Raw genomic sequence first — 20716 nt, 5'->3', positions numbered from 1 at the left:
TTCAGCCTCAGGAGTTGGACGAGTGTCCAACTCTGGGGCGCACTTCAACGCCGCATTCGCGAGCAAGCCCGCTCCCACATTTTTTACCGAGTGCAATTCAAAAGTGAAGTGCGCCCCAAAAGTTGGACAGCTAATGGTTAGGCGACCGCGGACCGGGTTATGAAAACGCAAGCGCGTTACCTGGCGGACCGCGCCGGAGCGGCGAATGCCACGCCAGCCGCCATTTCACTGCACTCGGGCACCTGATCAGCGCTGCACCGGGATGCGAATATCACCGCCACGGCACTGGCTCTTCACGCTCTTGGGGCAACCGGCAAAGCGCAGTTCCTTGCTCAGGCACACGCGCACTTCAGACAACTCCTTGCCCTTGCAGATCACCGCCATGCCATGGTCGCCCATGGCCGGGTTGCTCTTACGGAACAGCGCCGCGATTTCCCCAGCTTCCAGGTAATTCGGTACGTTGAATGGCTGCAATTGCTGCGGAATCTGCACCGCCGCCAATGCCTTATCGGTCGCCTCCAGGTAACCCGAAGCGTCCAGCCCGCTGCACGTGCCGTGCTTGGTCCATTCATGCTTGAGCAAGGCCTGGGTGGGAAACATCAACGCGCCTTTGGCCAAGTCCTCTGTCGACAGTCGCGATTGCGCATCACACGACGCCGGCCAGCCGCCTTTGGCGTATTGCGGCCATAACCCATGCAGCACAAACCCATAGCCTTTGCCTGTGCACTGTTCGTTGCCGGGGTGCGTCAGGCAGAAGGTCGGCGACCACGACAACGACAGCACATAAAAATCAAAATCCCCCGCCGGCCGCTGCTCCCGGGGTGCCGCTTGCGTCGCCATACTGGCCAGCACCAGGCAAATTGCCATCCATGTTGTTTTGTAGTTCATCCCTCTAATCCTTGAAAAAAGTAAGCCGCTATTGTTGAAACCGGCGGCCATAAACGATAGTGGCCAAAGCAACACAACGGGTTGGAAAACTACTCAGGACGGTTGGGATTGCGCTGCAATACTTTGTCCAGAATTCGATCGGTCTTCAACGCCTCGATCGCCAGCGAAGGATGCTCGGCTTCGCCACGAATGTGCGCGTTCATCGCCAGCACATGATGCCACTGGATATGTTCGTGGTGAGGCACTTCGAGCACTTCGTTAACCTCGCCTTCAAGGCGCAACGGCTGGTTTTCGAATACCGCAAAGGTAATGCGGCCACGGCTGCCGATCAGCTCGACGCGGTCTTCGCGACGGTCCGCGACGAAGTTCCAGCACCCCATGCCCAGCGCACCTGAGCCGAAGGTCCAGCAGGCCGTCACCGCATCTTCCGCCGCATACAGCCCGGCCTGGCGCGCGGTGAACCCGGTGACTTCGACGATATCGCCGGCCAGGTACTGCAACAGGTCAAACCCGTGGCTGGCCAGGTCGGCAAAGTAGCCACCGCCGGCGATCGTCGGGTCAGTGCGCCAGTTGGCGGCGCTGGTGTCGGCGGCGGCTGGCGGCTTGGTAAACGTCCAAATCACTTGGCGCAACTCACCGATGCGCCCGTCGCGCAGCCAGTCACGTACTTGCTGGAAACGCGGCAACGAGCGGCGGTAGTAGGACACAAACAAGTGCAGCCCGGCGCGCTCGAAGGTGCGCTGCATCAACGCGCTTTGCTCGGCGTTGAGGGCCATGGGTTTCTCGACGCAGCAATGCTTGCCGGCCGCGGCCACCATCAAGCTGTATTCGAGGTGGCTGTCAGGCGGTGTGGCGATGTACACCGCGTCTACTTCGGGGTCGTCAATCAGTGCCTGGGCGTCGGTATAGAAACGCGCAATGCCATGGCGTGCCGCATAATCGCGCACGGCCGCCTCACGGCGCCCCATCACCGCCACCAGGGCCGAGCCTGGCGCTTTGTAGAAAGCGGGTCCACTCTTCAACTCAGTTACATCACCACAGCCGATCATGCCCCAACGTACGGTAGTCATCTGTTGTCCTCGTCCGTTTTCATCAATCGGTCAGTATCCACATCCCCACCCCTGTGCGCTATAAGCACTTAGCATGACAATTGCATTACACTTTTATGACACTCATCCCGCGCGGGGGCACACTCGATGAAAATAAGAGCCACGGTCATTTGCAAACACGAGGGGCATATCCTCTTCGTGCGCAAGGCCAGATCAAAATGGGCACTGCCCGGCGGCAAGGTCGAGCGTGATGAGCGCCCGGTCGGTGCAGCCGAGCGCGAGCTGGAAGAAGAAACCGGGTTAAACGTGGACGGCTTGCTGTACTTGCAGGAACTCAAGGCCCGCGACACCGTGCACCACGTGTTCGAAGCCTCGGTGGTAAACATTGCCGACGCGCGGCCGCGCAACGAGATCGTCGCTTGCCGGTGGCACGCCTATGGCGCCCTGGACGAACTGGACACCACCGACGCCACCCGGCACATCGTCAGATCCTTCCTACGTCGCCTGTAATTGCGCGCTCTACACGCTGCTCAGCAAACCTCGCTTCATTACCTCACTTGCTTTCTGCCGTTCGACAAAGGATTTGACGAACGCGGCAGCGGCTGAAGATTTCGTCTTCGCTCGTCCAGCCTGTTTAATCGGGTCATCGCCGATATTTCCCTTTCCCTCGCAGGACGTTTCCGAGAAAACCCCAAATTGAGTGGTGGCAGCTAAACTCGGTCAAAATTGTGGGAGCAGCAGTGCGCCGATTCGACTTGCTCGCGAATGCAGTGGGTCAGTCAGCTTATTTGTAACTGAACCACCGCATTCGCGAGCAAGCCCGCTCCCACAGTTGGATCCCAGTACATCAGACAGAGTGTGTGTTGCTGTGCTTCTGCTTCTACCACTCAGGTGGTTGAGACGAGTATTACTCAGGGGATGGCGGCGCTTGATGAAATGTTTGAAAGCATTGCGACGGGTTTTTACAGGTGGCGGCGTTCAAGGAGTAACGCCGTACACACACTGAGGAAATATCATGACCCGTCGCCTTTATAGGCTGGTTGCCGCCCTGTTGATCGTCAGCCTCAGCGGCTGCGTAATCCTGCCGGAACACCGGCATTGCTGCTGGCGCTACTACAGCGCAATCACTGCCCCAACCAGCACCGTCAATAGCTAGCCGAATGCCGCAAAGCCACGACGCCCGGCCTTGAGCTCGGTGCGCAGTTCGCCAATCAGGTTGGCGATGGAACGCACGCTATCCAGGCCTTGGGGCGAGACCCGGGTCAGCAACAGGTCGACACGCCCGGACGCCGGCTCGAACACGCTGATGCGCAACGAGCCGTCGCTGTTGAGGCTGCAATCACACGACAGCGGCAGGAAGCCTGCGGCCATGATGCGGTTGAGTTCGGTGATCGGAATCATGACAAAACCCCGTCTCTGGGTTCGACCCTGTAGGTGTGATGCATCCAGCATAGATAAGCTTTTGCCGGCCACTGAACAATTAATTCAAAAGTGATACATGTGCCGCATTTTGCCGTGTAAACGCTGGCGTGCTGGCGCCAAAAACCCAGCACGCGACCTCTCGTCTGCTGCGATGCCGAAGGCTTGACTCTCGGCGTCGTTCAAAACACGATCTTGGCTCTTTGCCATCATTCCGAGCCGCCGCCATGAGCCTGACTCCACCGAGCCCGCCCGACAGTGCCGTGTACAAAACGCTGCTGGAGTCAACCAAGGCCATCCCCTGGCGCATCGATTGGCAGACCATGACCTTCAGCTATATCGGCCCGCAGATCGAAGCGCTGCTGGGCTGGGCCCCGCAAAGCTGGGTGAGCGTGGACGACTGGGTCGAACGCATGCACCCGGACGACCGTGAATACGTGGTGAATTTCTGCGTGTCGCAATCGCGCGCCGGTGAGGATCACGAGGCCGACTACCGCGCGCTGACAGTAAATGGCGACTATGTGTGGATCCGTGATGTGGTGCATGTGGTGCGCAAGGGCGATGAAGTTGAAGCGTTGATCGGCTTCATGTTCGATATCAGCGAGCGCAAAAAGACCGAAGAGCACCTGATCCGCCTGCAGAAACAACTGGAGGAATATTCTTTCCAGGACGGCCTCACCGGCATCGCCAACCGGCGCATGTTCGACACCGTGCTGGAGCGCGAATGGGCCAGCGCCCAGCGCAGCCAGTTGCCGCTGTCGTTGATCATCCTCGATATCGATTTTTTCAAGCAGTACAACGATCACTACGGCCATATCAAGGGCGACGAAGCCTTGCGCCAGGTGGCGCGCACCTTGTCGCTGGCGGCCAACCGGCCACGGGATTTCATTGCGCGTATCGGCGGCGAGGAGTTTGTGTGGTTGCTGCCGGAGACGGATGCGGCGTCGGCGCGGCAGGTGGCACGGCGTTGCTTGCATCTGATTTGCCAGCAGCAGATCGAGCATGGCTTTTCGGCGGTTTCCAAGCTGCTGACCCTGAGCCTGGGGGTCGGTACGCATATCGTTACGCCCAACAGTAATATGCTGGCGTTTATCGAGTCAGTCGATAAGTTGCTGTACCAGGCCAAACGTAATGGGCGTATGCGGGCAGAGTTTGCCGACAGTGAAGTTTGACGCCGAGGTCAAATTTCGGGCAAAAAAAATCCCAAGTAGCTGATGGAAACTTGGGATTTAAAAATGCATAAACCGTGGGAGGTGAACGCCCGGCTATAGTATCGATTGAGAAAAGCCGGAACAAGATTATTTTAATCCTTTCGTCGGATTAAAATCGTCGTAAGTCATTCAATAACCACACCTTTTTTAAGGTAGACGGGATTATAAGTGCCACTTTTTGGTGCAAGTACCGCTTATATTTCCTTGTATTAAAAATGGTTATTACCTAATGCGATGTAACGCTGTTGGAGGACTGCCCATTGAATTGACGGCACGTCTCGCGAAGTTCAGCGCTGTTTGACGCGCGCTGTTTGACGCCGCCTCGCCGGCCACACGTTCCACTTGCCTGCAAAGGGCCAAACGCTCGACCACCTCTGCCCGTTCCCGATCGACTTGGGCATTAAGCCGCACGAAATAGCCGCCCAGTAACACCGCGACGCACACAACCCCAATCGCAAAGTAGCGAAAGATGTAGGACGAAGGGGCTGGTGATGGGTTCATGGCATTAAGGCACCCTGCTCTTCTCATAACGAACGTCATCACCCTCGACGCGATCAACCTTCGACCAGCCCAGCCGTTGGTAAAAACCGTTAGCGCGGATTTCGTCGCGCCCGTCCGTGACCAGGTACAGCGTGTCGTGGCGTTCAAACAAGGCTGCTTCCGCCACCGCCATCAAGCGGCGGCCCAGGCCACGGCCTTCGAAGCCGGGCTGTACGAACATCGCAAACACCTCGCCTGCGGCCAGGTCGACCATGGAAAAGGCGGCGGGCTGACCTTCCACTTCGGCGATCCACACGCACGGTGCTTCGCGGATGCTATCCGCCACCACCTGTGGGGTAATCCCCAAGTCGTTCATTTGTTCGCGGCTCAGGTGGTTTTGCACCACCGAGGTGCGGATAGCGAAGAGCGTGTCGATATCGTCCAGTGTCGCCACACGTATCAGCGTTTGCATACAGGCCTCCTGTTGAAGGATGCAATTGTATGCACATAGAAACATAAGGTTTGTGGTGGATTTGTAAAACGCGCGGCCTACAAGGGCTGCGCCTGTTGCTGACGGCGAAACTGCCCCGGCGCGAAGCCATGGGCCTTGCGGAAACAACGAGAAAAGTACGCTTCGTCGGTAAACCCGCAGCGCTGGGCGATAACTCCGATCATCTGCGCACTGTTGAGCAACAAAGTGCGCGCCAATTGCATGCGGCGATCAAGTACCCATTGGGAGAACGGTTTGCCGGTCTCCTTGCGCAACAGGTGGGTGAGGTAGTTGGGCGATAGGAAAGCAGCGGCGGCGGCATCCGTCAGGTTGAGGGTCGGCTCGTGCAGATGCTCGCGGATATAGCCCTGCACGCGCGCCAAGGCATCCTTGCGCCCGCGTCGAGTGGCGTTGTTGGCGGCAAATGCTTGCAAGGGCTCAGCGTACTGCTCGCAGACCAGGCCGATCAGCTGGAACACGTAGCCTTTTAACCGCTCGCGCGCGCCGAAGGTGCGATGGGCGTCCAAGGCACGCATGTGCGTGACCCAGGTGTTCACTTCGTCGAAGGCGGCGTCGTCGAGGATGAAATCCAGCTGCTCCTGAAAGCGAAACGGTGACAGCTCCGGCGCCTGGCCGATGGGGATGTCTTCCAGGTCCAGCGGGTCGCAGGTCAGTTGCGGCAGGAAAAACGCCTGGCTGAAGTTGATCAGCATGAACTCGCCGTCTTCAGGATGGGGAATCACGTGCAGGCGATGGGGCAGGATAAACGCCAGGGCCTTGCGCGGAAACGGCCGCACCGCGCCGCCGATATGCTGCACGGTGTCGCCACCCAGGTTGATCTGGATCTGGAAGTACTCATGCCGATGCGGGCTGGTCAGCGCCGCCCGCCCGCGCTTGTCGCGGATATAGAAGTCGGGGCGGTCGCTGCGCTGCTCCATGCCATAGGTGGTGACGCGGGTGCCTGGCATAACGGTCTCTCGGGTGGCCTGGGCACCACTTTAGCCTCAACCTTGGCCGAGGGTGAAGCTCAGCTCGCCGATGCCGTCGATGCCGGCCGTGACCACATCCCCCGGTTGCAATGCACCGACGCCTGCGGGTGTGCCGGTGAAGATCAGGTCGCCGGCCTTGAGCGCCACGGATTTGGAGGCGTGGCTGATGACTTCGCTGACGGACCAGATCTGATCAACCAGGTCGCCGACTTGGCGTTGTTCACCATTGACCTTCAGCCAGATTTTGCCGCTGGCCGGGTGCCCTACCGCACTCACCGGTTGCAAGGCCGTGCTGGGCGCCGACTCATCAAAGGCTTTGGCCCATTCCCACGGGCGCGAAAGCTTTTTCGCCTGGGCTTGCAGGTCGCGGCGAGTCAGATCGATGCCGACACCGTAACCCCAGATGTGGGAAAAGGCGTCTTCAGGACTGATATCCACCCCGCCCTTGCCGATGGCCACCACCAGTTCCACTTCATGGTGCAGGTCGGCGGTCAGCGGCGGATACGCGATCACGCCTTCGGCAGGCACTACCGCATCGGCCGGTTTCATAAAGAAGAACGGCGGCTCGCGATCCGGGTCATGCCCCATCTCGCGGGCATGTTCGCTGTAGTTACGGCCCACGCAAAACACCCGGCGCAGCGGGAAACGCGCCGCGCTGCCTTGGATCGCCAGGGATGGAAGCTGCTCGGGGGTGAATACGTAATCAGTCATGGCCTGTGCCTCGTGGTTTACCTGGCGCCAGTATGGCGAGCGGCGCCAGGGCAAAGTTGGACAGGCTTACGCAGATTTTGCACTGGCCGGTGCAGGTAATGGATTATTTACGCGCCACCTTATAACGCAGGCAATCCTGATAAAAACTCTGGCGAATCGCCTCGGGCTTGAGCCGTGAACGGCTGTCATAGGTCTGCTCGGTGATGCCCATGGCCATCATGCGCATCCAGGATTTGCTGAACTTGATGGTCTGGATCTTCTGCCGCGCGGCATACAGCGACACGCCCGACAGCTTGAGTTCCTGGGCCCTGGCGGCGGTGCCCGCGCCCCAACTGCACATGTACTTGTCACCGTCGCGCAGCTCCCGTGCCTGCACGGCAACTGCACCGCCTGCCATGGAGCAGGCGATCAGCATGATTCCAACAGTGCGCATTTGCATTCCCACCTAACCACCTGAAAATAAAAGCGATTCTGGCGGGGATTTTGTTACAAAGGGGCCATTAAATTGCCTTATCGGCCGAGCCGAGCGAGCTCTGCCGGCCGGAGCGGCCATGGGCGCAAATCGGGCACGGATGAGCGTGTTTTTCTATTTTCCGCGTTTTTGCGCAATCAGTTGGATCGCTTTTTTGTGTAAGTCTCCTGGCTAGTTCTTCGCGGTTTTTACCCGCTTAAAGTCGTCCCTTTCTGATTTTCCCAGCCGTTCATCCAGGCGCTTTTTCCTGCGGCATGCTCCGACGCCTTGCCATTTTGCCGAGACGTCACGGATGACCAACGCTGCCCACATCGCCTTTATCGAACATGAACTCAACGGCTTCCATCTGAGCCTGGCGGAGTATCGCCAGCAGATGGGGGCCTGGTACGCGCGGGCGCTGGATTCGGTCAGCCACGCAACGGATATGCCGTCACTGCTGGGCATGGATCGGGTATTGCGGGTGGGGGCCTCACAGACCACGGCCAGCATGACCGACCCGGATGTTCTGGGCACCGTCGTCATGTGCCCGCTGGGCGGCGAGCTGAAGATCGAGAGCCTATTCGAGTCAGTGTACGACGTGCCGATCGGTGACATCCCGGTTGAGGTGATTCGGCTGGAGGACGGCAGTTCCACCGTTGTCATGCTCGATGAGCACGGCAAAGGCTCGCATACCTGCGTGGCCGGCGGGCGGTATCAGGTGCGGGTGCAAGGCGGCGCGTCGACTCAACAGGTGGACGCGTTGTTTGCGTCCTACGCCGGGCTGACGGCGGACCTCGAGCAATGGCTGCGCGAGCAATGGAACGACTTCAAACCCTATTGGCAGCAATCGACCGCCAGCGCGATTGGCAGCGGCGTGCTGGCGGGCAGCTGGGCGGCGATCCGCGACGTGTGGGACAGCATCAAGCTGGTGCAGGCGATTCTTGAAGACCCGCTGAAGTACGTCGAACAACTCGGCAGCGAGGCGGCCAAGTTGGCGCAGCTGGCCACCGATGCACCCAAGGTCATGGAAAAGGCCATGTTGCTCGCCAGCGATGAGGCCGCGCTGTACCTGATGGTGCGCACGGCGATGCTGTGGCTGGACGCACTGCCGCCTGGCGAGATCGCCGAGGCGGCGGCGGGGTTTGTGGTGTCACTGCTGATCGATCTGGTGATTGGCGCGGTGTTGATGATCGCACTGCCAGCGGCGGGTGTGGCGTATCTGAGCTTGCGGTTGGTCAAGTATGGCGCGCGGATTCTTGAGGCGACCGTTGGCTTTGTCAGGAGCCTGCTGGCGATTCTGACCCAGTTCATGCAGGCGGTGGATCGCTATAAGGCCGTGGCGGTTCGCGGCGTGGTCGGTGGGCTGAAGCAAGGCACGATGCAGATGCGCTGGCGGGCGCGGCAGAACGCGGTGTTGAAGCACAAAGAGCATGTGGATGATGTGCCTGTTGCGGGGAAGAATCCGCAGGGAGATGCGGCGGCGCCTGCGGATAAAACGGCCACCAATGGCTGCCCGGTGTCGATGGTCACCGGCGAGGAGTTGCTGACTCTTACCGATGGCGCGCTGGATGGGATATTGCCGTTTGAGTGGACCCGTTTGTACCGCACCAGTGCGGTGGAAGTGGATTGTGGGTTGGGGTTTGGCTGGAGTCACTCGCTGGCGCAGCGGTTGGTGGTGGACGGTGATTCGGTGGTTTGGACGGATCATGAGAACCGGTCTACTGCCCTGCCCTTGCCCACGGTGGCTCGACCGGCGATCACCAACAGTTTGGCCGAAGCGGCGATTTACTTGGGGTCGCTGCCTGATGAGTTGGTGCTGGCTCAGGCGTCACGGTTTTATCACTTTCGCGACGGTGTGCTGACGGCGATCAGCGATGCGTATGACAACCGGCTGCGGATTTCTCGTGATCGTTCCGGTCGGATTGAGCGGCTGGATAACGGTGCGGGTCGGTCGCTGTTTCTGCGCTACGAGCTGGGTCGCATTGTTGCCGTTGACTATCAGGTTCATCGCGCCAAAGGGTATGAACCCTACGTATGGGTGACTGAGCAGAATCTTGTTTCCTACGCCTATGACGAGGCTGGACGACTGGTTTCAGCGACCAATGCCGTAGGTGAAAGCGAGGTTTATCGGTACGACGATCAGCACGTCATTCTTGAGCGGCAGTTGGCCGGTGGGGCGAGTTTCTTTTGGGAGTGGGAACGGGCTGGTAAGGCGGCGCGGTGTGTTCGGCATTGGGCCAGCTTTTCACAGATGGACACGCGGTATGCGTGGGAGGACGGCGGCAAGGTTACGGTTCACAACGCGGATGGTAGCCAGGAAGTTTATGTCCATGACCAGCGGGCGCGGCTGGTGCAGCGCATTGATCCGGACGGCGCTGAGCATTTCAAATCCTACGATACCAAAGGCCGGCTGACGGTCGAGCAGGACCCGCTCGGGGCGGTGACGGCGTATCAATACGACGAAGCCGGACGCTTGGTGGCGATGTTTCCTGGAGAGGATGAGCCGACTTCCTACGAGCATGACAACGGGTTCGTACGAGTCGTACGGCGTGGTGAAGCGGTTTGGAAATATGAGCGTAATGACCAGGGCGACGTACGCGAAGACGGATCCTGATGGCCACGTTACGGACTATACGTACAACAAACACGGGCAACTGATTGGGGTTTGGTACCCAGATAACGGTTGTCACCGGCTGGTTTGGAATGAGCGTGGGCAGCTCGTTGAAGAACAACTGCCGAATGGCGGTATCAAGCGGTATCGCTATGACGATCTTGGGCGACAGACTGCACTTGAGGACGAACATGGCGCCCTGACCCAGTATCAACGGGACGGTGTAGGTCGGTTGATTCGCGTCCTACTTCCAGACGGCGCAACGCGGGAATACAGCTACAACCCCTACGGAAAAATCACCGCCGAACGCGATGAACTCGGCCACGTCACCCGCTACGAATACGCCGACGGCCTGCACCTGATAAGCCGGCGCATTAATTCTGACGGCACCCAGGTCAAATACCGCTACGACAACGCCCGGTTGCTGCTGACAGAGATCGAAAATGAAGTTGGCGAAACCTACCAGCTTGATTACCACCTCAACGGGCTGATCCAGCAAGAAATCGGCTTTGACGGCCAGCGCACGGCCTACGTCTACGACCTCAACGGCAACCTGCTGGAAAAGACCGAACACGGCGACGACGGCAGTCAGCTTCTTACCCGTTACGAGCGAGACCCTTCCGGCCGCCTCGTACGAAAAACCCTGCCCGACGGCGGTGTTGTTGACTATGCCTACGACCGTCAGGGCAACCTCCTCAGCGTCGACGACGGCCACTGGGCGCTAGCCTACGAATACGACGCCCAAAACCGCCTCACCGCCGAACACCAAGGCTGGGGCACCTTGCGCTACGGCTACGACGCCTGCAGCCAGCTGAAAAGCCTGCGCCTGCCGGACAACAATCGTCTCACCTTCAACCACGACAAAGGCGGCCACCTCGCCACCGTCGAGCTGAATGGCAAAACCCTCACGTCTCACCTGTTCAAAACCGGCCGAGAACGCCAGCGCCAACAAGGCCAACTCCTCAGCCATTACCACTACGACGAGCAAAACCGCCTGCACGCCCACGCGGTGACTCAAGAAAACCATGACCTCTATCGCCGCCAATACGACTACGACAAAACCGGCAACCTGACCCGCCTGCTAGACACTCGCAAAGGTGAACACCACTACCACTACGACCCGCTCGCCCGCCTAACTCGGGCCGACCACTCGCAGGACGTGCAGGAACGCTTTGGCCATGACCCAGCCGGCAACCTGCTAATGCAAGACCGCCCCGGCCCGGACATCGTGGCGGGGAATCGGTTGATGATCCAGGGCGATCATCATTACGACTATGACGCCTTTGGCAACCTGATCCGCCAAAGGCGCGGTAAGGGTCACCAGTTCGTCACCGAGTACCGCTACGACTGTCAGCATCGGTTGATCGGCATTACCCAACCGAACGGGCAAACGGCCAGCTACCGCTATGACCCGTTTGGGCGGCGGATCAGCAAAACCGTCGACGGCATAACCACAGAGTTTTTCTGGCAAGGCGACAAGCTGGTTGCGGAACATCACGCAGATTGCCATCGCAGTTACCTCTACGAACCGGACAGTTTCCGTCCGCTGGCATTGCTGGAAGGTTTCGGGCCGAAAGACACCCAGCCCTTCCACTACCAACTCGACCACCTCGGCACGCCACAGGAACTCACGGCCCCCGACGGCGAAATCGTCTGGTCCGCGCATTACCGCGCCTATGGCCAAATCAGTCGCCTCGACATAAATAAAGTCGACAACCGGCTGCGCTTTCAAGGCCAATACTTCGACCCGGAAAGCGGGCTGCACTACAACCGCCACCGCTACTACAATCCAGATATTGGTCGCTACCTGACGCCTGACCCAGTGAAGCTGGCCGGTGGGATCAACGCGTACCAGTACGCGCCCAACCCGACGGGGTGGGTGGACCCAACGGGGTTAAGCGCCAACTGTCCACCTAAAGGTAGGAAAACTCTAACATGTGACAAACCTGCCGAACCCTCTACACCGGAGGTTTCAAGGAATGGTGCTTTCAAACAAGCTAAAGTCGATGCAGGAGTTCCGCGTACGCAACACCCAGACCCAGTGCTCGATCCTAGACTAGGGAAGACAAGGCAATCGTATTCAAAGTGATCAGTTGATTTTCCTCGTCTGCGACACTTCCTACAGAGCATGGGAAATCGGCCCCCCCCAGCAACTTGAACGTATTTTATCTGATACAACCGGGTATCCATTTTGGGTGACGGATGTGAGCTTTTCATTTTTGATCTACATGGATGACCATGACTGCGTTAGTTGGGCTTAAACCTAAGACAGCCGAGCTCACCCCCACGCCACCACCAACAACCCCACCCCCAACACCAAACACAACGGCGAATAAAAATACGTATCCAGCCTTGCAAACCTCGACCCACCCACCTTCTTGAAAAACCCCACCAACTCCGAATCCCCAATCGCCCTGGCGAACATCACCACGGCTATCGCACTGATCCCCCATTGCAACGCCCCATGGGACACCGGCGAAAAATACAGACCGGCTCGCAGGCAGACGAGCAGCGCTATCGCGACCAAGCCCATTGCGACCAGGAACGTGCCCAGCGCTGAGGGCTTGAACGCCGGTCGGGGGCCGTGGGCGAATTCGCCGGGCAGTTGGGGGATGGCGGCAAGGCTGCCGAGTTTGCCGCCAGCGGCCCAGTATAGGTGCACCATGCTGATGCAGGTAAAAACCCCAACGATCCATCGCGCGATGACAAAGCTCATGGCGGGCGCTCCCTGAAAATGTGCGAGTGATGATAGTCGCCCTGAGATTTTTTGTGGGTATTTCGTCGGCGGGTGATGGTAAAGTGCCGCCCCATGAAAATCGCTCGTGCCGACCGCTCGCTCATTGCCTGGATGCTCTATTGCTGCGTCCTGTTCAATGTGTTCGCGTGCAGTATTGGTCATGGGCAGATGGTGGGCATGCAGCTCAACGGTATCAGCGGGCAGTTTTGTACGGTGGACCCGCGTACCCAGGCGCCCAAGCAGAGCAACTCCACGGATGAGAACCTGCCGACGCTGTCGAAGGCGTTTGGTTGCCCGCTGTGTTCGACCGGCGGCATGGGCCCGGCGCTAAGTTCCAGCCTGAATGTGGCGGTGTTGCCGCAACCCCATGCGCCGCCACCGGCGGTGGTTCTCGCCGCTGATATCCCTGCCCGTTTCACCTGGCCCACGGCCAACCCGCGCGCGCCTCCCGCTTTCGCCTGACCCCTTCGCTTTCTGATCTGCACCGGCCAACGTTCCCATTGGGGAATACGCGCGGCTGTGCGTTGTTTTTCAAGCCAAGTTTTTCAGGATTCAACCATGAAACATTTACCCTTGTTGGCGGGCCTGTTCGGCTGCCTGCCTGTCTGTGGCTGGGCGCTCGAGTTGGCGCCTACCACCATCGATGGCGAACAAACCGCAGAGCCCGGCCTGACCCTGGATCAATCCAGCGGCATGGCGTCGCGCCTCGGCCTGAGCGTGCGGGAAACCCCGGCGTCGGTGGCCATCGCCACTCGTAACGATATCGAGCGCCATGGCGCCAAGACCTTTCGCGATGCGGCCAACACGTTGCCCGGCGTCAACGCCAGCGCGCCGCCGGGGTTTGGCGGGTTTGTGTCCTACCGTGGGTTTACCAGCAGCCAGATCACCCAGATGTTCAACGGCATCAACGTCGCCACCGGCTTGGCACGCCCAGTGGATGCGTGGATCTATGACCGCGTTGAACTGGTCGGCGGCCCCTCCTCCTTGATCAATGGCGCCGGCTCCGTGGGCGGTTCGCTGAATTACGTGACGAAGTTGGCAACCCGCGAGGAACAAGCCGCCGAAGGCCAGCTCACCTATGGCAGCTACGACACCGCCGGCATGGCTTTCGGCCTCAACCACGCGCTGACAGAACCGGGCGCCGAGGTGCAGCATTACGCGCGCCTGGACGTCAGCCGCAACACCAATCACAGCTACATCGACCGCGACCAGCGTGAAGCCTGGAGCCTGGCGTTTTCGCTGCTCAGTGACCTGACCCCCAACCTGTCCCACACCCTGGCACTGGAATACCAGGACGAACAGGAAGACAGCCCGTACTGGGGCACTCCGGTGCTCAACCCCAAGGCCGGTGAGCTGAAGATCGACCGGCACAACCGCTTCAACAACTACAATGTTGCCGATGGCCGGTACGAACAGCGCACGATCTGGGCACGTTCGATCATCGACTATCGAATCAACGACAGCACCACGCTGAAGAACACCCTCTATCACTTGGACAGCCAGCGCGATTACCGCAACCTGGAAACCTACCAGTACAACGCCGACAACAGCGCAGTGAACCGTTCGACCGCTTACCAAGTGCGCCATCAGGGCGAACAGAACGGCAACCAGTTCGAGCTGCGCCATGACGACACGATCTTCGGCCTGTCCACCACCTGGTCCGGCGGCTTTGAGTACAAGGTCAACAGCACCACCAGTTACCCGCTGAACAAACCGGGCAATAGCACCGTAGACCCGAACAACTACAACCCTGGGCACTTCTATGACATCCCAGGCACCAAACCCGGGTTTGTTAAGGACAAGACCAACGAAGTCACCACCAAAGCCTTGTTCGTGGAAAATCGCCTTGGCCTCACCGATAAATTGTCACTGCTCACCGGCCTGCGTTACGACGCTATCGACTTGGACGTAACCAACCACAGCAAAGTGACGGCCACCAACCCACGCCACTTCAAGCGCAGCTGGGAACCGGTGACCGGGCGTGTTGGACTGACCTACCAGTTCATCCCCTCGGCTAATGTGTATGTGCAATACAGCACGGCGGCCGAGCAGCCATCGACCACCACTCAAGTGTTCGACGTATCAACCGGCAAACAGTGGGAAGTGGGCAGCAAGTTTGAGTACCTGGAGGGTCGCGGTTCGGCCACGGTCGCGGCCTACAAGATCGAGCGCAAGGATTTCGCCGTCACCGACCCGCAAGACCCGAACAACAGCATCCCAGTGGGGGCGCAGTCGTCCAAGGGGATCGAGTTGGCCAGCTCATTGCGCATCACACCGAAACTGTTGGCGGAAGGTAACTTTGCCTGGGTGGATGCTGAATACGACGACTTCAACGAGAAAATCGCCAGCGGCGCCGTGGTCTCGCGCAAGGGTAATACACCGACCAACGTGCCAAAACGCGTAGGCAACCTATGGCTGACCTATGACTTCACGCAAGATTGGCAAGGCGGCGTGGATGCGCGGTATGTCGCACAAGTGTATGCGGACAATGCCAACACCATGACGGTGCCGGCCTACACGTTGTTCGGAACGTTCCTGCGCTACAGGGTCGACTCGCACACCTCGGTGACCGGCCGCGTGCGCAACCTGACGAATGAGGTGTATGCCGAGTTTGCGCATGTGTCGCCGGCGTATTACCTGGGGTCGCCAAGGACCTTCGAGGTGGCGATTCAAACCAAGTTCTAAGCCTGCCATGCAATCAACTGTGGGAGCCGGGCTTGCCCGCGATGGCGGTGTGACAGTCAACACATACATGACTGAACACACATACATGACTGATACACCGCCATCGCGGGCAAGCCCGGCTCCCACAGGGTTCTGCATACCGTGTTAGCGCAAACTCGCTTCAACCTTCTGCGCCACATCCGCCGTCAACCACGCCTTCCACACCTCTGGATGCTCCTTGAGAAACACCTGAGCCACTTCCCGTGGCGCCGTGTGGTTCTCGCTCATCGCAGCCAGGGCTTTGTTCAGCGGCTCGATAGGAAACTGAACCTTGGTAAAAAACTCGGCGATCTGCGGGTGTTCCTGCTGGAACGGCGTCGACACGCCAATGCTCAGCTTGGACGCCAACGACCGAGTCGGCCTAGGGTTGGGGTTCTCCGCGTCGGTCAGTGTCTTCCAGGCATCGGCGTCAAACGGTGGTTCTTCCAGCTGGATCAGTTTGTAGCGCCCCATCAAAGGCGTCGGCGACCAGTAGTAGAACAACACCGGCTTGCCTCGACGAATCGATGAGGCAATTTCGGCATCCAGCGCGGCGCCCGAACCACTGCGAAAGTTCACATAGCTGTCGTCCAGGCCGTAAGCCTTGAGCTTTTGTTTGTTGACCACTTCCGAGGTCCAGCCGATCGGGCTGTTGAGAAAGCGCCCCTTGCCTGGAGATTCCGGGTCCTTGAACACGTCCTTGTAACGCGCCAGGTCCTGTACGCTTTTAAGCTCGGGGGCCAGAGGCTTGAGGCCTTTGGCAGGGTCGCCCTTGACCACGTATTCCGGCACCCACCAGCCTTCCGTAGCGCCCTTGACTGTGTCGCCCAGGCCCACCACCTTGCCTTCGGCCTCGGCTTTGATCCACACCGGGCTGCGGCCGGCCCATTCTTCACCGATCACCTGGATGTCATTTTTTGCCAGGGCCGTTTCCAGGGTGATGGTGGTGCCGGGCAAGGTGTCGGTGGGCAGGTCGTAACCCTTCTCGACGATAAAGCGCAGTACTTCGGTGATCAGGCTGCCGCTTTCCCAGTTCAGGTCGGCGAAATGCACCGGTGCCTGGGCAGCCGATACCGGCAATGAAACCACCGACAGGCTCAAGGCCGTCAGGGACGCTGCCAATAGGGTTCTCAATCCTTTCATGCCTTTGCACCTCGCGTTTTCGCAGCCATAGCGGACGGCTTTGCTGCCAATGCGCGAAGCCTCTGAATAGTTAAGTCAACTCAACTGTAGTAGAGGTTCCGAGAGAGCATAAATACACCCGAGGTTTATCGACTACTCACTGGCCTTGAACGTTACCAATTCACCCTTGCGCCACTTGGCGGCCTTGCCGGTCACGGCCTTGAGGGTTTTGGTCAGGCCTTCCTGCAGTTGTTCGTTGGCGGCAAATACCAGCATCACGCTGTGGCCTTCCTTGAACACGATGCCTTGGCCTTCGGCCGAGGAAACAAAGGCGTAATCGCCCAAGCCATACACCGTCAACTTGATATCGCGGAACTTCAATTCGAACTTTCCACCTTCGCGACTGGGCAACACGGCTGCGCGAAAATGATCGCCCACCTTGAGTTCCAGGTGTTGCTTGTCATCCACGACCAGCGCCGTCTCGGTATCGATTTCGGCGATGTAGATGCCTTCCGGCGTCTGCTCTGTGATGTAAACAAAACGGGATTGAAACTGCTTGACCAACTTTGCGCGCAAATCACCCAACACGAACAACGCGTGCATATCCAGATTACTGACTGCCAAGGAAACGCCCCCACATCAAAAAAGAGTACCAACCGCCAGAGCGGGCAGCACAAAAAAACGGCCGTAACGGCACGATCACACACGCGTTAAAAAACTGAAGAGATCCTGCGTCGAAACATCAACTGACTGTTGCACTTGGAACCTGAGACCGCCGACCTGACGAAGGTCTTCAGGCCCCACAGCAAATCACAGGTTCAACGGTCCGAGAATACGGGCCGACCAGCTTCAGAGAATAACCCAAATAAAAAGCGCAGTTTCCGACATCAAACACATAACAAAATACTTGGCATGGAACCAAGCATCGACTGCCAACGACAATACTAAAACAGCAACAGGGGACAAAACCACCCGAAACGCTGCTGGTGGGTCAACAAGATCGATCGACAGGAGCTGACCATGCAACCACGTCAACACGCCGTAATGTCTTCCAGCACTCGCTCATCATGCCCAGACGAGCGCCAATACTACTGCTTGCAAAGCGACAGCGGGTACTCCAATTCTGTTCTTTACCAAGTTGTACCTGCTGGGCGTAATTTCTTTCATATCCTGGAAGTCACCAGCGGCAGGATCAAAGGCTTTCGCAGCAACCACATCCAAGCCTGCGAGTTGGCCAAAAAACTCGAAGCCAGCCTGCACGCCCCTCACGCAGGGCTCGTTTCGTCATCTGGATGACTTTACTGCGCCGTCGCCCCTCAACAACTGCCATACTACCGCGTCCATTGAAGTTTGCCCCATAGGGGTCAGGTTTCATCAGTGCAGTTACCTTGAAGGGAAGGCTATACGTGACGGAATTTGATATTGGCGAATTTTTTATCCATGGCGATGCGAGGGAAGTAGACGGTGAATTTCAAGCGGTGATCATCATGCGGGCCAAACCACCGCTGACCACTGTCACAGCACACCAGGTAGAAAAAGACCGTTGGTTCAAAACTGTCGACGCCGCCGCAACTGCGGCAAAAGATGCCGCCAAGGCCCTGAAAACCGCTGTGGACTCAGGTGCACTCAATTCCTGACACGCCGATAGAACTCTGCCGCGCACCAAGCCTCACATGCACAACGACCATCACCTTGCATGGAGACTGAAATATGGACGCGCCAATCCCGACGCTCGAAACCCTGTTTGAACAACTGGGCCTGGATTCGACCCCCGAGGCCATCGACGCATTCATCGGCGCACACCCGCTGGGCGAAGATGTGAAACTGATCGATGCGCCCTTCTGGACGTCGCAACAGGCGAATTTTCTGAAGGAAGAGCTGCGTGAGGACGCCGAATGGGCCATCCCCGTGGACGAGTTGAACCAGCGCCTACATCAATCCCAGTAATACCCCTCAATGTAGGCTGTCTGACTGTTCCAGGCGCAACAGCGCTTGCCAGGCAGCCCTGCATTCCTGCGCTTCATCACGGCTGGCGAACGCCGTGCCGCGCTGCTCGCCATTGATCAGCACCACCCAACAGGCTTTCTGACCCAACGCACGCAGGGTTTCGGGAACACCACTGCCGATCATCACGGCGACATCGACTTTGTTTTGCATGGAGCTTCTCCGCAGCATTAGTTAGCTGGCTAACAATGTTGGCCATGCTACGGCTTTATTCCAGTTGGAAAAAGCTATCCCAGGAATAGCTTCATTGCATAATCAGCAACAATCCCTAACGCGCGGCCTTTGCCCCTTCCGGTTTATAGCCAAGGCGCAACCCACCCCAATGCCGGCCATTGACCATGATCGGCACCGACAAGTCGTGCATCAACTCGCCGGTGTCACGGGTATAGGTCTGCAACAGCACAGCCTGCTGATGACTGCCGCAACGAATGCCCGTGCGGTCTTCGAACTTACGTTTGGTGCGGTTCTGCACCGCGTCGATCTGCGCGTCACCGGTCAGGGCGTGAGAAAACGCCTTGTTGTGCGTCGGCACGTAACCTTGAGGTGTGCAGGCAATCGCAAACACTAAACCTTCATGACGCGGCAGCAGCGCTTCCTGGATCGCCGGCAATACCTGGTCGGTGTAACCGTCAAAACGCGTGTGATATTTGCTTGGGCTGGTATTCGGGATCGGCGTGTAACTGCGGTCAAACAAGTCCTGCAGGCTGATACGGTTTTGCACTACATCGGCCTCGAACTGTTCGCTAATGCGGTTTGCGCCTTCGCGGGCCAGGTCGTAGATACGCTGGTGATAGTCATCCAACCCGACTTCGGCCAAGCGCTCGCTGATGGTTTCGGCCTGCCCTTCCATCTGCACCGCCGCATCGGCCAGTTGGCGGGTTTGCAGGTCGCTCACGGTCAGGTCGCTGCGCATCTGCTCCACGGCATGGAACAAGCTGTCGAGTTGCACACGGTTGGTGTCGGTGCCCTGGGCAATCTCATTGACCTGCCCTTCCACGTCCGCCGCCAGGCTGGCGATGCTCTGCAAGTGTTCGCCTGCGTGTTCCACTTGTTCGACGCCGGTGTGCAGGTCCGACGACAACTGGCGAATCTGCTCGACCACTTGCGCGGTGCGATGCTGGATATCAGCAACCATCACCCCGACCTCATCGGTGGCCATGGCCGTACGCCCGGCCAGGCCACGCACCTCGTCGGCAACCACAGCAAAGCCGCGCCCGTGCTCACCGGCGCGCGCGGCTTCAATGGCCGCGTTCAATGCAAGCAAATTGGTTTGGCTGGCGATGGATTGAATCACCAAGGTCACGCGCTGGATTTCTTCACTGCGCTGGCTCAGCGCCTCGATCAATTCGCGGCTGGCATTGGCGCGTTGGCTGAGTTGGTGCATGCGGGTGATGGACTGGGCCAGCACTTCGCGCCCTTCGGTGCTGCGTTGGTGAGCCTGGGTGGCTGCGCCCAGGGCTTGGCGGCTGAGCTGCGAGGTGACCTTTTCGGTACCGATCATGACTTCGGCGCTGCTAACAATTTGCTTGGCCGCGCTCAACTGTGACTGCAAGCGTGCCGCCAGTTGCTTGACCGAATAGGCCACGCCGGCAGCGGAAAGCGCGTTATGGCTGGTGGTGTAGGAGAGATCGCGGGTCAGTTCACCCATCGCATCGGACGCGGCTGACGGCGTGAGTACGGGCTTTTGAGTTTTAACGCGAGGCAGCCAGATCACCAGCAAGGCCAGTGGCAGGCACAGGTAGATCGGCCAGCCGGCAAACGCCAGGCCCAGGAGTACCAGCACCAGGGCGGTGCTCTGCAGGAGCGGCATCAGCCAGCCGGGCAGCACGCGCGCCACCGTCTGCGGTGGCA

The 20716-nt window shown here is 58.8% G+C and carries 20 protein-coding genes and 1 pseudogene; 9 read left to right on the top strand and 12 right to left on the bottom strand.

Annotation, left to right across the window (positions count from 1 at the left end; genetic code table 11):
* Positions 1-246: 246 nt before the first annotated feature.
* Entirely contained in the window at positions 247-888 is a 642-nt protein-coding gene (locus GJU48_RS10645) for a ribonuclease T2 family protein (RefSeq protein ID WP_094953545.1), read from the bottom strand.
* A gap of 89 nt (positions 889-977) precedes the next feature.
* Positions 978-1958, bottom strand: coding sequence for a Gfo/Idh/MocA family protein (locus GJU48_RS10640; RefSeq protein WP_094953546.1), 981 nt, complete (start codon positions 1956-1958; stop codon positions 978-980).
* A 126-nt stretch (positions 1959-2084) separates the two neighbouring features.
* Between GJU48_RS10640 and GJU48_RS10635 the strand changes: the two genes are divergently transcribed.
* On the top strand, positions 2085-2447 hold the full coding sequence (locus GJU48_RS10635) for an NUDIX hydrolase (protein ID WP_094953547.1): 363 nt from the start codon (positions 2085-2087) through the stop codon (positions 2445-2447).
* Between the two features lie 505 nt (positions 2448-2952).
* The gene (locus GJU48_RS24870) at positions 2953-3093 is read left to right on the top strand and encodes a hypothetical protein (protein ID WP_176463011.1); all 141 of its coding nucleotides are present in this window, start codon (positions 2953-2955) and stop codon (positions 3091-3093) included.
* Here GJU48_RS24870 and GJU48_RS10630 read toward each other — a convergent pair.
* Positions 3090-3338 (bottom strand): DUF1652 domain-containing protein, encoded by a 249-nt coding sequence (locus GJU48_RS10630; RefSeq protein WP_094953548.1) that lies wholly within the window; start codon positions 3336-3338, stop codon positions 3090-3092. The two genes, GJU48_RS24870 and GJU48_RS10630, sit on opposite strands and share 4 nt — an antisense overlap.
* A gap of 245 nt (positions 3339-3583) precedes the next feature.
* On the opposite strand from GJU48_RS10630, the gene GJU48_RS10625 reads away from it, so the two are divergent.
* A complete protein-coding gene (locus GJU48_RS10625) occupies positions 3584-4528 on the top strand; it encodes a sensor domain-containing diguanylate cyclase (RefSeq protein WP_094953549.1) in 945 nt (314 codons plus the stop codon).
* 544 nt (positions 4529-5072) lie between these two features.
* Here GJU48_RS10625 and GJU48_RS10620 read toward each other — a convergent pair.
* The 4 genes from GJU48_RS10620 to GJU48_RS10605 all read right to left on the bottom strand — a co-directional run bounded on the left by GJU48_RS10620 (position 5073) and on the right by GJU48_RS10605 (position 7670).
* Positions 5073-5519, bottom strand: coding sequence for a GNAT family N-acetyltransferase (locus tag GJU48_RS10620; RefSeq protein ID WP_094953551.1), 447 nt, complete (start codon positions 5517-5519; stop codon positions 5073-5075).
* A 77-nt stretch (positions 5520-5596) separates the two neighbouring features.
* Positions 5597-6505, bottom strand: a complete 909-nt coding sequence (locus GJU48_RS10615) for a helix-turn-helix transcriptional regulator (protein ID WP_094953552.1) — start codon at positions 6503-6505, stop codon at positions 5597-5599.
* Positions 6506-6541: 36 nt separating this feature from the next.
* Positions 6542-7237: a fumarylacetoacetate hydrolase family protein gene (locus GJU48_RS10610; RefSeq protein WP_094953553.1), complete on the bottom strand. Its 696-nt coding sequence runs from the start codon at positions 7235-7237 to the stop codon at positions 6542-6544.
* A gap of 103 nt (positions 7238-7340) precedes the next feature.
* A complete protein-coding gene (locus GJU48_RS10605; protein ID WP_094953555.1) occupies positions 7341-7670 on the bottom strand; it encodes a hypothetical protein in 330 nt (109 codons plus the stop codon).
* 331 nt (positions 7671-8001) lie between these two features.
* Here GJU48_RS10605 and GJU48_RS10600 point away from each other — a divergent pair.
* A pseudogene (locus GJU48_RS10600) lies at positions 8002-12211 on the top strand (RHS repeat-associated core domain-containing protein); the annotation flags it as partial.
* Between the two features lie 366 nt (positions 12212-12577).
* Here the strand turns inward: GJU48_RS10600 and GJU48_RS10595 are convergent.
* The gene (locus GJU48_RS10595) at positions 12578-13015 is read right to left on the bottom strand and encodes a DUF3995 domain-containing protein (RefSeq protein WP_094953794.1); all 438 of its coding nucleotides are present in this window, start codon (positions 13013-13015) and stop codon (positions 12578-12580) included.
* 93 nt (positions 13016-13108) lie between these two features.
* Between GJU48_RS10595 and GJU48_RS10590 the strand changes: the two genes are divergently transcribed.
* Together GJU48_RS10590 and GJU48_RS10585 are read left to right on the top strand one after the other, a co-directional pair.
* Entirely contained in the window at positions 13109-13498 is a 390-nt protein-coding gene (locus GJU48_RS10590) for a DUF2946 domain-containing protein (RefSeq protein ID WP_094953795.1), read from the top strand.
* 96 nt (positions 13499-13594) lie between these two features.
* Entirely contained in the window at positions 13595-15721 is a 2127-nt protein-coding gene (locus GJU48_RS10585; RefSeq protein ID WP_094953796.1) for a TonB-dependent receptor, read from the top strand.
* Positions 15722-15865: 144 nt separating this feature from the next.
* On the opposite strand, the gene GJU48_RS10580 is transcribed toward GJU48_RS10585, so the two are convergent.
* Positions 15866-16882 (bottom strand): ABC transporter substrate-binding protein, encoded by a 1017-nt coding sequence (locus GJU48_RS10580; RefSeq protein ID WP_094953797.1) that lies wholly within the window; start codon positions 16880-16882, stop codon positions 15866-15868.
* A 132-nt stretch (positions 16883-17014) separates the two neighbouring features.
* Positions 17015-17464, bottom strand: a complete 450-nt coding sequence (locus tag GJU48_RS10575; protein WP_176463024.1) for a hypothetical protein — start codon at positions 17462-17464, stop codon at positions 17015-17017.
* Between the two features lie 417 nt (positions 17465-17881).
* Between GJU48_RS10575 and GJU48_RS10570 the strand changes: the two genes are divergently transcribed.
* From GJU48_RS10570 to GJU48_RS10560, 3 genes are all read left to right on the top strand, one after another.
* Positions 17882-18157, top strand: coding sequence for a hypothetical protein (locus GJU48_RS10570; protein ID WP_094952521.1), 276 nt, complete (start codon positions 17882-17884; stop codon positions 18155-18157).
* A gap of 110 nt (positions 18158-18267) precedes the next feature.
* Positions 18268-18498, top strand: a complete 231-nt coding sequence (locus GJU48_RS10565) for a hypothetical protein (protein ID WP_094952520.1) — start codon at positions 18268-18270, stop codon at positions 18496-18498.
* 73 nt (positions 18499-18571) lie between these two features.
* Positions 18572-18808, top strand: a complete 237-nt coding sequence (locus GJU48_RS10560; protein ID WP_094952519.1) for a DUF2789 domain-containing protein — start codon at positions 18572-18574, stop codon at positions 18806-18808.
* A gap of 6 nt (positions 18809-18814) precedes the next feature.
* On the opposite strand, the gene GJU48_RS10555 is transcribed toward GJU48_RS10560, so the two are convergent.
* Together GJU48_RS10555 and GJU48_RS10550 are read right to left on the bottom strand one after the other, a co-directional pair.
* Positions 18815-19018 carry a hypothetical protein gene (locus tag GJU48_RS10555; RefSeq protein ID WP_094952518.1) on the bottom strand — a complete coding sequence of 68 codons (204 nt, stop codon included), beginning with the start codon at positions 19016-19018 and terminating at the stop codon, positions 18815-18817.
* Positions 19019-19133: 115 nt separating this feature from the next.
* Positions 19134-20366 (bottom strand): methyl-accepting chemotaxis protein, encoded by a 1233-nt coding sequence (locus GJU48_RS10550; protein ID WP_371917703.1) that lies wholly within the window; start codon positions 20364-20366, stop codon positions 19134-19136.
* Positions 20367-20716: the final 350 nt, after the last annotated feature.

This window comes from Pseudomonas sp. IB20 (assembly GCF_009707325.1).
Lineage (GTDB): Bacteria > Pseudomonadota > Gammaproteobacteria > Pseudomonadales > Pseudomonadaceae > Aquipseudomonas.
This window is presented reverse-complemented; position numbering and strand designations above follow the sequence as displayed.